This is a genomic window from Mycobacterium sp., from assembly GCF_050700595.1.
GTDB lineage: Bacteria > Actinomycetota > Actinomycetes > Mycobacteriales > Mycobacteriaceae > Mycobacterium.
Genome location: NZ_JBOHHI010000048.1, coordinates 1 through 12,289 on the forward strand (window position 1 = coordinate 1; position 12,289 = coordinate 12,289).

Genomic DNA, 12,289 nt, shown 5'->3' on the forward strand with positions numbered 1-12,289 from the left:
TTTGACGGTGGTCATCAGCTCGGTGTCGGTCTCCGGGGCGCTGGACATCGAATACGACCGATACAACTCCGCGCCGTCCACGGTCACCCGAAATGTGCAGAACTGCCCGGCGCGATAGCGGAACGGCTGGTCATGTGGGGCGAGCACGAAGGTGCGGGCATCGGCGGTCTCCTTGATGATCCGGGCCACCGTCGCCTGGTGAAACGCGTGGAACTCCGCCAATTGGCCACCCCTTCCGCACGCGCGCAGTACTTGCGTTCTTCAGTATAGAGAATAGTATTCTCTCAAAGCGATAGGATCTTCTCAGATGTTCTCATCGGATTTCACCGAGCCCGCGGCGCTTGTCTTCGAGGAGCGGCGCTACAACCTGGCGCAGCTCGACGCGCTGGCCGACGGGCTGGCATCCGCTCTGAGCAAACGGGGCGTGAGGGCAGGTGAGCGGGTCGCGCTGATGGCGTCCACCCGGCCGGAATTCATCGTCGCGCTGCTTGCCATCTGGCGGCTGGCCGCCACCGTGGTGCTGATCAGCCCCGCCTGGAAGCGCGCGGAGGTCGAGCATGCGCTGGCGCTGACCGATCCGGGCCACGCCGTCGGGGATCATCCGGTCCTGGCGGAGCTGATTCCGATGTTGCATCTGGACGAGCCGATTAGTCCCGGCGAGCCGCTGTTCGGGTCGCCGCCGCCGGATGCCGATGCGTTGCTGGTGTTCAGCTCGGGTACGACCGGGTTGCCGAAAGCCGTCCGGCACACCCACGCGTCGATACACGCCGCCGTCGTGCACTGGCGCGACGCCTTGCAGTTGACGTCGGCCGACCGAATCCAGATCGCCACGCCTCCTTCGCACATCCTCGGCCTGCTGAACATCGTCACGGCACTGGAGACCGGGGTCTGGATGCGGCTGCATCGCCGATTCGACGTCGACGCGATGCTGGCCCACATCGACGCCGACCGGATCACCGTCGAGATGGCGGTGGCGCCGATCGCACTGACCCTGGCGGCGCACCCGCGGCTGGAGTCCTACGACCTCTCGTCGCTGCGGTTCATCATGTGGGGCGCAACGCCGGTCAGCGAAGGTGTCGCCCAGACCGTCACCCGACGCACCGGGGTCGGCTGGGTGCCGGCCTACGGCACCACGGAATTACCGGTCATCGCCTGCAACCCACTAGACGGCAGCCGGCTCGACTCGGTCGGACGCCCGGTGCCCGGCGTGCAGGTGCGGGTGGTGTCATCGGACAGTGGTGAGCCGATCGGCCCGGGCGAGGTCGGCGAGATTCAAGCACGGTCGGAGTCGCTGATGGCCGGTTATCTGCCGTGCACGGCCACGCGAGAAGCGTTCTGCGACAGCTGGTACCGCACCGGCGACGTCGGCTACCTCGACGGCGACGGCTGGCTGCGGATCACCGACCGATCCAAAGAAATGATCAAAGTCCGCGGCTTTCAGGTCGCGCCGGCCGAAATCGAGGCCGTGCTGCACAGTCATCCGGCGGTCGAAGACTGTGCGGTGTTCGGCGTGCCCGACGGGCGGGGCGGAGAAGCGGTCGTTGCGGCCGTCGCTACCCGGGCTCGCGTCGATGCCGGCGAACTCAGCGCGCGAGTGGCTGATCGGCTCGCGTCCTACAAGCGGCTGAGCCGAATCGTGTTCGTGCCCGATATCCCTCGGCTCCCTTCCGGGAAGCTTTTGCGCCGAGAGCTAAAGGAGAGCTATGGATGTACGTCTGAGCGCTGAACAACAACAACTACGCGACGCTGCTGCCAAACTCGCCGATGACTTGGGCCCCGGCTCGGTTCAGGCGCTCGATGACGACGCCCGAATCACACGGCTGGATAAGCAGATTGCCGCGACGGGCTGGCGATCGCTGCGCTGCGACGGAGCCTCCGGGGTCGAAGTGGCGATCGTCGCCGAGGAATTCGGCCGCGGATTGGTGGACGCGCCGTTTCTGGGCCCGGTGCTGGCCGACGAGCTGGCCCGCCACGTAGGCACCGACGTCGCGGGGGCGACGATCGCATACGGTGATCATGCGATCGACGCACGGGGATGCCGGCGCGCTCTGAGTCTGCATGACACGACGGTGATGGCCGCCGATGTGGGCGCGCTCCGCGCGGGGGCGGATCTGACCAGAGCCAACGCCGAGTTGCTCGGCGCAGCCGTCACCGCCGGTCAGGTGTCCGACGATGCCGCCGCACGATGGCTGGCGCTGGCACTGGCCACCACGTCGGCCGACCTGGTCGGGACCGCGCGCGGCGCGCACAGCCTGGCCTGTGACTACGCGAAAATCCGTGAGCAGTACGGCAATCCGATCGGCTCCTATCAAGCCGTCGCCCACCTGCTGGCCGAAAGCCTGGCCCTGATCGAGGGTTCGGTGAGCGTGCTTCGGCATGCCGCCTGGGCGGTGGACGAACTCGGCCCGAGCGAGGCGATTCGGGCAGCCCGGGTCGCCAAGATCTACTGCGCGCGGGCCGCGCGAACCGTATGCGAGACCGCCGTGCAGGTGCACGGCGGTATCGGCAACACCTGGGAGTGCCTGGCGCATGTGTTCCTGCGGCGTGCCCTGACATCCACCGAGCTGTGGCCCGTGAAGCTGGAGGAGATCGACATTGGATTTTCGTGATTCACCCGAGGAAGCGACGTTCCGGGAGCGGTTACGGTCCTGGCTTTCGGTGCACGCCAAGGAGTTTGAAGGCGCCGGTGACGAGTACTGGGTCCGGCAGGGCGAGTGGCATCGTGCGCTATATGAGGGCGGCTTCTTCGGGTTGTCGTGGCCGCGCGAGTACGGCGGGCAGGAACTGCCGCCGGTCTACGACGTCATCCTCGACGAAGAACTGGCCCGCGCCGGCGCACCGCCCCGCCCGAGTCTGGGGTATCTCGTTGTGGGCCTGGGCCGGCACGGCAGCCAGGAGCTGCAGCGGCGCTTCCTGCCGGGCATGATCAACGGCACCGAGCGGTGGTGCCAGGGCTTCAGCGAACCCGGCGCGGGCTCGGATCTCGCGTCGCTGAAAACCACCGCCACCCGCGACGGCGACAGTTACGCCGTGCACGGACACAAGATTTGGACCAGCTACTCCGACATCGCCGATTGGTGTTTGTTGCTGGCCCGCACCGATCCGGACACCAAACGCCACCGCGGCCTGTCGGCGTTCGTGATCTCGATGAAACAGCCCGGTGTGGAACAACGTCCGTTGCGCATGATGAATGGCGTCACGACGGAGTTCGGCCAGGTGTTCTTCGACGGTGCGACGGTGCCGGCCGATCAGATGGTCGGCGCTCCCGGTGACGGGTGGGCGATTGCCATGACGGTGGTCGGGCACGAACGCGAACCCTCCACGTTGGGCTACGCGGCCAGATACGGCAAGCTGGTTCGGCAGCTTGCTGCCCGCACCGACGGCCCAACGTCTACTGAAGTGGCCTGGGCCGCAGTGCAAGCCGAGATGCTGACTCATCACGTCCGGCGGCGGCTGTCCGAACAGCTCGACGGTATGTCGCACGGCTCGGACGGCTCGCTGGACAAGCTGCTGATGACCTGGGTCGAGCAGTCGGTCGGTCACGCCGCGCTGGCCGTCGGCGGGACCGAGGATCCCGACCTGCTCAGCGCCTACCTGTACAGCCGTGCGCAAAGCGTCATGGGCGGGACATCGCAAATCCAGAAGAACATCATCGCCGCACGGATCCTGGGATTAGGAGTCTGACGTGTACGACATGCCGACCGAAATCGATGTCCGCGCCGACGGGCCGTTGCGGATCATCACGCTGAACCGCCCCGACGCGCTCAACGCGGTCAACGATGACCTGCACAACGGGCTGGCGCGGCTATGGCAGCGGTTGAGCGACGATCGGACGGCGCGAGCGGCGGTGCTCACCGGCAGCGGCCGGGCGTTCTCGGCCGGCGGGGACTTTCACTACCTCGCCGAATTGGCCGGCGACGCGGACCTTCGTGCCAAGACCATCGCGGACGGGCGAGAGATCGTGCTGGGAATGACCCGGTGCCGAATTCCGGTGGTGGCGGCCGTCAATGGGCCGGCGGTCGGACTCGGCTGCAGCCTGGTCGCACTGAGCGACATCGTTTATATCGCCGAAGACGCCTACCTGGCCGACCCGCACGTGCAAGTGGGGCTGGTGGCCGCCGACGGCGGACCACTGACCTGGCCGCTGCACATCAGTTTGCTGCTGGCCAAGGAGTACGCGCTGACCGGTGTCCGGATTCCCGCCGGGCGGGCGGTCGAACTCGGGCTTGCCAACCACATCGCCGCCGATCCGGTTGCCGAGGCGGTGGCCTGCGCCAAGCGGATCCTGGAACTGCCTCAGCAGGCGGTGGAGAGCACCAAACGCGTGCTCAACGTGCATCTCGAGCGGGCGGTGCTGGCCACCCTGGACTTCGCGTTGACCGCCGAGAACCAGTCGTTCCAGACCGAGGATTTCCGCACGATCGTCACCAAGCTGACCGCCGGCAAGAACTAGCGCAGCGACGCTGGAGCCATAGGATTCGTCAGATGACCATCGGTGATCTGATTGTATCCGCGCGCAACGGATCGCAGCGGGCGGCCGGTCGGTTACTCAGCCTGGTCGAGGGTGAGCGCCGTGGCGAGGTGCTGGAAATCCTCGATCCGTCGTCGGTACGGGTTGTCGGCATCACCGGGCCGCCCGGCGCGGGCAAATCGACGACGATCGCCGCTCTGGTGGGGACGTACCGGCAGCGCGATCTGCGGGTGGCCGTGCTGGCCGTCGACCCGTCGTCACCGTTCAGCGGTGGTGCCCTGCTCGGCGACCGGATCCGAATGGCCAGGCACATCAACGACTCCGAGGTGTTGATCCGTTCGCTGGCGACCCGGGGACATCTGGGCGGGCTTGCCGCGGCGGTTCCCGCGGCGATCCGGCTGCTCGGCGCGCTGGCGTATGACGTGGTGCTGCTGGAAACAGTCGGCGTTGGGCAGTCCGAAATCGAGATCGCGGCGGTCGCGGACCCGACCGTCGTACTCCTCAACCCGGGAGCCGGCGACGCGGTGCAGGCCGCCAAAGCCGGCCTGCTGGAAGTCGCCGACATCGTCGTGGTCAACAAGGCCGACCGGGACGGCGCCGAGCAGACCATCCGCGACCTGCGCGCCGAGACCACGGCGCCGATCGTCAGCCTGATCGCCGCGCAGGGCGAGGGCCTGGCGGAGTTGATGGAGGCGATCGACGCCCATCACCGCGCCGACAGTCGCGCTCGCCGGGTGGCTCGCGCGCGGGCGCAAATCCTGTCGCTGGCGCAAACCCTGCTGCGCACCCACCCCGACCTCGACCGGCTGGCCGAGTCGGTCGCCGACGGTCGCGACGATCCGTACTCGGCTGCCGAACAGCTGCTCACCAGAGGTAAATCGCCATGACCGCGCCCCACAGAACGACGATCCAGATGTCGGTGAAAAGACGCAGCCACCGGGGAGCGGTGCGCACTTCCATGAAGTGCTGAATGACCAAGCGCACCTTGACCAATGCCATGGCCAGCACGGCGACGGTGATTGAGACGTCGGCAGCCATCGCCGCGCGCGCGTGCCCGGGGCCGAGCCACCAAGCAACGACGGTGATCGCCGACAGAATCAGCCACACAAAGGTGAGTCGCGCGCTGGCAGTGCTCTTGAACGTGGTCACTGCGTTACCTCATTATGTAGAGCAGTGCGAAGATGACGATCCATAGCAGATCCACCATGTGCCAATAGGTGGCGCCCGCTTCGGCCAGTGACGCTCGCCGAAGCCTGGGGTTGCGAAGGTCAACGACTACGACGGCCAGTATCACCAGCCCGAGCAGCACGTGGAACAAGTGCACGCCGGTCAGCAGGTAATAGAACATGAAGAAGTCGTTGTGCCCAAATGTGAAGCCCTGGCTGACCTTCGACGACCACTCATAGGCCTTGATCACCATGAACAACACACCGCACGCGCCGCCGGTTACGGTAAGCCGCACGGCCCGAGCGTGATCGGTTGCCCGAGCCGCTTCGACACCCCGTGCGACGAACCACGAGCTGGCGATCAACACCAACGTGTTGACCGCACCGATGTTGAGGCTCAGATGCTGCTGCGACGCAAGAAAAAGGGCGCGCTCCTGAGTGCGGTAAACCATGAAGATGACGAAGTAGGCGCCAAAGATGATGAGGTCGCCGAGCACGAAAACCCACATGCTGCCGTCGCCGGGAAGGTGGGTTGCGCGTTTCGTCGCGGTCGTATCCGTCATCAGTCCTGGACCAACTGGCCGAGTGGCTGACGTTCAACCGCCATTTTCAGCAGCACGATCACGCACACTTCCCAGAAACCGAAGACCGCGGTACCCATCCAGAAGCTGATCGAACCGTTCCAGGCCAGCGGACCGGACCTGAAGATGAACACCGGCGCGGCGAGCAACTCGGTGACGATCTGCCAAATCGATATGTATCCGAGCCATTTGGGAAAGACAGCGTTCCTGTCCCGCAGGATGGCGATCGCGAACACCAAATATGCCGCGGAGAAACACCCCAGCGATCCGACGAACGACAGGAACGTCACGTCATACAACAGTGCGACGATTTGCGGATCGCGGTCCGGGCGAAACACGGCCGCCAGGAACGAGATCGCCGCCATCAGGCATCCGGGTAGTGCACCGACCGCCAAGGCGCCCAGGTAGGCGTAGGCAAACGCCGGGCTGACCGACATCCGCTTGATCTCGTAGGTGACGATGCCGTTGGACACACCGGCGAATCCGATGACGATCATCAACAGCGCAAAACCGATCTGGATGGTCAGCGCATGCTGATGCAGGAAGTTGACCATTTGATCGGCGGTCACATCCGGCCGCGGCGGCGGCATCACTCGGGTGAGCGGAACGAAAATCAGCCCGAACAGGCTGTAGAAGATCGGGACAACCCAGAAGCAGATCCGCAGGTCGATGTTGCTCCGCGACGCCGTCGTCTCGGTCATTACCTGGCTTCTTCGACGGCCTGTTGCCTGATCGCTGCTCGCAGCACAACGAACATCACGACGACATACAGTGCGAAGGCGCCGATCCGCAGCCAAAACGACACCAGTCCGTTCCAGGCCAGCGGCCCGCTTCGGAAGATGGCCGCGCACGCGGCCGGTGTCATCGCCGCGGCCGTGGCGATGCTGAACGCGCCGACCCACCGCGGAAAGACCGGCTGCGACCGCGCATCGAGGTAGACGGCAAGTGCGAGGCAGAGATTCTGCACCACGAGCATGCCGACCGGCGCGACGAACGTGATCCAGGCCAGATCGTTGAGCAGCATGATCAACTGAGGATTGCGTTCCGGCCGAAACGCTGCCACCAGCCAGAAGATATCGGCGAGAGCGAACAGTGTCGCACCGCTGACGGCTGCGGTCAGGTAGCAGTAGGCGAGCACCTGGTTGGGGGTGGCCATGCGCTTCATCTGGACGACGATCAATGCGAACAGCGGGATCAGCATGATGCCGAACAGGTTGGAGGTGATCATGCTGAACCGGATCATCGTGGCGTTGTGCGCGTAGAACGCAGCGACCTGGTCTGCCGTCATCTCCGGTGACATCGGCGGAAAGAAACCGGGAAACGACACGAACGCGATCAATAGCACCACGCTGACGACTGGAGTCAGCCACAGGCAGATCAGCTGTCCGCGCAGGCTCACCGTCGGCGTCGAGTGCGGTGCCGCAGCGATCGTCGACATCGTAGCGAGGCTAGCCGATCGGCTAGGACACGGTCAATAGCCGATCGGCTATCCTCGTCGTGTGGTGCCAACGCGGGCCGGTAGCCAATTCCGATCCATCCAGCGCAGTGCCGCGCAGACGCGCATCCTGGATTCCGCGCTGACACTGATCGGTGAGCACGGTGTGGGCGGCACGTCGCTACAGATGATCGCCGACGCCATCGGCGTGACGAAAGCCGCCGTCTACCACCAGTTCAAAACGAAGGAAGAGATCGTCATCGCGCTCACCGAACGCGAATTGGGCGGCCTCGAGGAGGCGTTGGCGGCCGCGGAGGCCGAGGACCACCCATCCCGGGCACGCGAACTGCTGCTCGACGGCGTCATCGAGCTGGCCGTTAGACGCCGCGGCGTGGCCAGCACCCTGCAATTTGATCCCGTCGTGGTCCGGTTGCTCGCCGAACACCAGCCCTTCCAGCAGTTCATCCAGCGTCTGTACAGCGTCCTGGTCGCCGACGCCGGCGACGACGCCCGCGTGACAGCGGCGATGTTGTCGGGCGCCATCGCCGTCGGGGTCATGCATCCACTTGTCGCTGATGTCGACGATGAGGCGCTACGGTCTCAGTTGCTTCGGCTGACTCGACGATTCATCGAGCCTTTACGCTGACGAGATCCATGGCGCACCTAGAGGTTTTGGTCATCGTCGGAGCCGGCGGCATGGGCTTGTCGATCGCCCGCCGCGTCGGTGCCGGCCGGGTGATCGTGCTGGCCGATATCAACCGAAGTTGTTTGGACAGCGCGTCCGAGGCGCTGAGCGCCGACGGCCATCGGGTCCTCACCCAGGAGGTCGACGTCACCTCCCGCAGTTCGGTTGCGGCTGTGGCGGATGCGGCCGCCGCAGTAGGACCGGTGACTGCCGTGGTGCACACGGCAGGGCTTTCGCCGCAACAGGCGTCCGCGGACGCGGTGATGGCCGTCGACCTGCTCGGCGTCGCGCTCAGTATCGACGAGTTCGGCCGGGTCATCGAGCCGGGCGGCGCCGCTGTCGTCATCGCCAGCATGGCCGGCCACCTGCAACCGGCGCTCGACCCCGAGGTGGAGCGCCAGCTGGCCGGCACGCCCAGCGATCAGCTCCTGAGTCTCGAGGCCTGCTCGTCGATCACGGATAGCCGACTCGCGTATCCATTCGCCAAGCGGGCCAACCAGATCCGGGTAGCCGCCGCGGCGGTGGCCTGGGGCGAGCGGGGCGCCCGGATCAACAGCATCAGCCCGGGCGTCATCTCCACCGCGATGGGCAGGCTGGAATTGAGCGGAGAATCCGGCGGGCTCATGCAAGCCATGGTCGACAACGCCGGCCTGCGCCGTATCGGCACGCCCGACGACATCGCCGCCGCCACCGAGTTTCTCCTCGGACCCGCATCCGCCTTCATCACCGGGACCGACTTGCTGGTCGACGGCGGCGTCATCGCGGCAATCCGCACCGGCACCATTGACCTGGCCCAAGCCCTGGCGCAGCGCTGACATGAAAATCTCGATGGTTAGCGGGCCGGGGGAGACCCGGGTCCTCGAGGTGCCCACGCCTACGATCGGCCCGGCGGACGTCCTGGTGAGGGTGCGGGCCTGCGGGATCTGCGGGTCGGACGCGTTATACATCTCGCTGGGCGGATTGCCGCCGCGGCAAGGTCAGATGCCGCTCGGCCATGAGCCCGCCGGGGAGGTCGTCGAAGTCGGTGCCGAGGTGGCGGGCATCGTCGTCGGCGATCATGTCGTGATCAATCCGATGGTCGCGCCGAGCGGCATTATCGGCAACGGCGGTGCGACCGGAGCGCTCGCCGAATACCTGCTCGTCGAGGACGCGGTCCGCGGCAAAAGCCTTGAGGTAATCCCCGACTACCTCCCTTTCGAAGTCGCGGCACTGAACGAACCCATGGCCGTCGCGCGACACGGAGTGAATCAACTCGCGCCGAGGCCCTCCGACACGGCCGTGGTGGTCGGTGCGGGTCCGATCGGGCTCGGAGCGACGATCGCTTTCAAATCACTCGGCGTGAGCCACGTCGTCGTTGTCGACCTGATTCCGTCGCGGCTGGCCAAAGCCCTCAAAGTCGGCGCCGATGCGGTGATCAACTCCACCGACGAAGACGTTGCCCAACGCCTGATCGAACTGCACGGCGCAGGCGAGTCGATGTTCCCCGGAAAGGCGGCCACCGACATCTATCTGGACGCCGCAGGCGCACCAGCGGTGATCAACACGGCTTTGACGGCTGCAAAGCCGGGGGCCAAGCTCGCGGTGGTCGCGGTACACAAGGAACAGGTACCCGTCGACTTCCTCAACATCATGAGCAACGAAATCACCATCGTCGGGTCGATGGGCTACCCGAACGAAATCTTCGACGTGACCAAGGACATCATCGCTAACTGGGAAAAGTACGCCGTGATCGTGAGCCATAAAATCCCGTTCGAGGATGTGGATAATGCGTTGCGGATTGCCGGCACGCCCGGTGCCGCCGACAAAGTCGTCGTCACGTTCAGCTGACTATAGGGAGGTCATAGCTACATGACACGTTCTGCCGATGAACTAATCGCCGAATTCTGCAAGCTATGGGCATCCCCCAACCCGGATGAGATGGCCAAGTACTTTGCTGAAGATGCTGTCTACCACAACATTCCAATGGAGCCCGTACGGGGACGAGAGGCGATCAGGGAATTCATCGCGGGATTTCTCGCCGCGTTCGACGGTATCGACTTTCGGGTGCACCGGCAGATCAGCGACGGCACGACGGTGATGAACGAACGTACCGATGTGATGCGTCGCAAAGACGGCGGCGAAATACCGCTGCCGGTGATGGGCGTCGTCGAGGTGCACAACGGCCAGAGCGCGGCGTGGCGCGACTACTTCGACATGGCGGCCATCACCAGCGCATTTAGCTGACGGCGACTGGTCACATCAGCCTCACGCGTCACTCGGTGGCGGGGGTGTTCGTTCTGTCCGCCTCACTCGAAAATTCAAGGTGATCAGGAGCTGGTGAGCGGTCTCTGCACTGGTGTTAGGCGGCTTGGGTGCGGGGTTCGAGTGTGACGTTGTATCCGAGGGCCTGCAGTTGTTTGATTGCTCTGGCTTTGGTTTTTGTGGGGTGGTGTCGGGTGTAGTAGTCGGCGCCGGGGTCTTGGTAGAAGGCGCCGTTGACAAGCATGTGCCAGGCACAGGTGAGCATCTTGTGTTCGAGGGCAACGACGGCGGTCTGCCCGGCGGCGGACTGGCGGCGCGACTTCTTGGTTCCGGGTCCGGCTGGTCGGCGGCCGGCGATGCGTCGGAAGCGGGCGCCGAAGTAGGTGTTGGTGCTGCGCGACGCTGACAGGGCGGCCACCCCGAGGGCGGCTTTGAGGTGGCGGTTGCCGGGCAGGGTTTTTGCCGATTTGATCCGGCCGGCTGATTCGTTGCTGCCGGGCGTGACGCCTGCCCAAGACGCCAGGTGCTCGGCGGTGGGGAACACGCTCATCTCGGCGCCGGTTTCGGCGATGAACACATCGGCGACGACGTGTGACCAGCCCGGGATGCTCATCAGGAGTTCGCGGACGGCCTGAAAGGGGGCGACCGCTTCCTCGATGCGGGCATCCAGGCGGGCGATGTCGGCCTCGTGGGCGTCGATCCGGTCCAGATACAGCCGCACCATGAACGCGTGGTGGTCGTTGAACCGTCCCTGCAGCGCCTCGGTCAGTGCGGGAATCTTCTTGCGTAGTCCTCGTTTAGCCAGATCAGCCAGCACGGCCGGGTCGCGTTGGCCAGCAATGAGCGCTTCGAGCATCGCCCGCCCCGAAACCCCGGTGATCTCGCAGGCCACCGACGACAGTTTGATCCCAGTGTCTTCCAGCAGCGTCTCCAGCCGCCCAATCTCTTTGGTGCGGGCCTGGGCAATGGTGGTGCGGGCCCGGGTCAGATCCCGCAACGCCCGAATCGGTTCGGGCGGCACGAACGAGGCGTGAACCAGCCCGTGAGCGCCCAGCTCAGCCAGCCAGGCCGCATCGGAGACGTCGGTCTTGCGTCCGGGCACGTTGCGGACGTGGCGGGCGTTGACCAGCATCACGTTCAGCGCGTCGTCGAACAGAAAATAGAACGGCTTCCAGTACGCTGCGGTCGACTCGATCACCACGCACGTCACCTGTTCTGCGATCAGATGCTGCCGCAACGCCAGAATGCTGCCGGTCATCGATGTCCACGTGGTCACCGTCGACGACGTAGCTTTACGACCGCGGCCTTGGATCCGCACGCACACCTTGGCGTCCCTTTTCGACACGTCGATGCCCGCACATCGCGGATGAATCACTTCCATGACAGTTCATCGCCTTCCACACTCAAATCGGTTGTGATGGAGAGTGTTTCGGAGAGGGCTTATTTGAAACAGAAGTCTCACTCGCGTGCTCACAGGCAACAAACCACATCCCTCGTATAACCGCAAGGGAATGCCCTCCAGCCCCACGCTCTAGAGGCGTGCTCGCCGGCAACAAGGCGGGACGGGGTCGCCGAAACACCTCTTAAGCGTCAACCCGGGACCACGGCGAACGCAACCACGCACCGAACCGCACTAGCACGCGATTTTCATTCACCTACACCGGGGCGCAGCCCCCTGAACGCTCTGAGCGACAACGCCTGCGCGCCTTA

The 12,289-nt window shown here is 65.1% G+C and carries 15 protein-coding genes; 9 read left to right on the plus strand and 6 right to left on the minus strand.

Features of this window, described 5'->3' with window-relative positions; all coding sequences use genetic code 11:
• A partial coding sequence (locus ACRDTL_RS04100; protein ID WP_431505443.1) for an FAD-binding oxidoreductase occupies positions 1-222 on the minus strand: 222 nt, incomplete at its 3' end.
• An 85-nt stretch (positions 223-307) separates the two neighbouring features.
• On the opposite strand from ACRDTL_RS04100, the gene ACRDTL_RS04105 reads away from it, so the two are divergent.
• Genes ACRDTL_RS04105 through meaB form a run of 5 tightly spaced genes read left to right on the plus strand, consistent with a single transcriptional unit; the run spans position 308 to position 5,358 of the window.
• A complete protein-coding gene (locus ACRDTL_RS04105) occupies positions 308-1,726 on the plus strand; it encodes a class I adenylate-forming enzyme family protein (protein WP_431505444.1) in 1,419 nt (472 codons plus the stop codon).
• Entirely contained in the window at positions 1,704-2,609 is a 906-nt protein-coding gene (locus ACRDTL_RS04110; protein WP_431505445.1) for an acyl-CoA dehydrogenase family protein, read from the plus strand. The genes ACRDTL_RS04105 and ACRDTL_RS04110 overlap by 23 nt, the downstream gene beginning before the upstream one ends.
• Positions 2,596-3,684 (plus strand): acyl-CoA dehydrogenase family protein, encoded by a 1,089-nt coding sequence (locus tag ACRDTL_RS04115; protein WP_431505446.1) that lies wholly within the window; start codon positions 2,596-2,598, stop codon positions 3,682-3,684. The genes ACRDTL_RS04110 and ACRDTL_RS04115 overlap by 14 nt, the downstream gene beginning before the upstream one ends.
• Position 3,685: 1 nt before the next feature.
• The gene (locus ACRDTL_RS04120; RefSeq protein ID WP_431505447.1) at positions 3,686-4,453 is read left to right on the plus strand and encodes an enoyl-CoA hydratase/isomerase family protein; all 768 of its coding nucleotides are present in this window, start codon (positions 3,686-3,688) and stop codon (positions 4,451-4,453) included.
• A 32-nt stretch (positions 4,454-4,485) separates the two neighbouring features.
• Positions 4,486-5,358, plus strand: coding sequence for a methylmalonyl Co-A mutase-associated GTPase MeaB (meaB, locus tag ACRDTL_RS04125; protein ID WP_431505448.1), 873 nt, complete (start codon positions 4,486-4,488; stop codon positions 5,356-5,358).
• Here the strand turns inward: meaB and ACRDTL_RS04130 are convergent.
• From ACRDTL_RS04130 to ACRDTL_RS04145, 4 genes are read right to left on the minus strand one after another with little or no spacing between them, the layout of a single operon-like run.
• Positions 5,336-5,620 (minus strand): cytochrome C oxidase subunit IV family protein, encoded by a 285-nt coding sequence (locus tag ACRDTL_RS04130; RefSeq protein ID WP_431505449.1) that lies wholly within the window; start codon positions 5,618-5,620, stop codon positions 5,336-5,338. The genes meaB and ACRDTL_RS04130 overlap by 23 nt on opposite strands.
• Positions 5,621-5,624: 4 nt before the next feature.
• A complete protein-coding gene (locus ACRDTL_RS04135) occupies positions 5,625-6,200 on the minus strand; it encodes a cytochrome c oxidase subunit 3 family protein (RefSeq protein WP_431505450.1) in 576 nt (191 codons plus the stop codon).
• Positions 6,200-6,919, minus strand: a complete 720-nt coding sequence (locus tag ACRDTL_RS04140; protein ID WP_431505451.1) for a hypothetical protein — start codon at positions 6,917-6,919, stop codon at positions 6,200-6,202. The genes ACRDTL_RS04135 and ACRDTL_RS04140 overlap by 1 nt, the downstream gene beginning before the upstream one ends.
• Positions 6,919-7,656 carry a hypothetical protein gene (locus ACRDTL_RS04145; RefSeq protein ID WP_431505452.1) on the minus strand — a complete coding sequence of 246 codons (738 nt, stop codon included), beginning with the start codon at positions 7,654-7,656 and terminating at the stop codon, positions 6,919-6,921. The genes ACRDTL_RS04140 and ACRDTL_RS04145 overlap by 1 nt, the downstream gene beginning before the upstream one ends.
• A gap of 43 nt (positions 7,657-7,699) precedes the next feature.
• Between ACRDTL_RS04145 and ACRDTL_RS04150 the strand changes: the two genes are divergently transcribed.
• Genes ACRDTL_RS04150 through ACRDTL_RS04165 form a run of 4 tightly spaced genes read left to right on the plus strand, consistent with a single transcriptional unit; the run spans position 7,700 to position 10,561 of the window.
• Positions 7,700-8,299 (plus strand): TetR/AcrR family transcriptional regulator, encoded by a 600-nt coding sequence (locus ACRDTL_RS04150; protein WP_431505485.1) that lies wholly within the window; start codon positions 7,700-7,702, stop codon positions 8,297-8,299.
• An 8-nt stretch (positions 8,300-8,307) separates the two neighbouring features.
• Complete coding sequence (locus ACRDTL_RS04155; RefSeq protein ID WP_431505453.1) at positions 8,308-9,153, plus strand: SDR family oxidoreductase; 846 nt, start codon at positions 8,308-8,310, stop codon at positions 9,151-9,153.
• Between the two features lies 1 nt (position 9,154).
• A complete protein-coding gene (locus ACRDTL_RS04160; RefSeq protein ID WP_431505454.1) occupies positions 9,155-10,165 on the plus strand; it encodes a zinc-dependent alcohol dehydrogenase in 1,011 nt (336 codons plus the stop codon).
• Between the two features lie 21 nt (positions 10,166-10,186).
• Positions 10,187-10,561: a nuclear transport factor 2 family protein gene (locus tag ACRDTL_RS04165; RefSeq protein ID WP_431505455.1), complete on the plus strand. Its 375-nt coding sequence runs from the start codon at positions 10,187-10,189 to the stop codon at positions 10,559-10,561.
• 115 nt (positions 10,562-10,676) lie between these two features.
• On the opposite strand, the gene ACRDTL_RS04170 is transcribed toward ACRDTL_RS04165, so the two are convergent.
• On the minus strand, positions 10,677-11,960 hold the full coding sequence (locus tag ACRDTL_RS04170; RefSeq protein WP_431505456.1) for an IS110 family transposase: 1,284 nt from the start codon (positions 11,958-11,960) through the stop codon (positions 10,677-10,679).
• Positions 11,961-12,289: the final 329 nt, after the last annotated feature.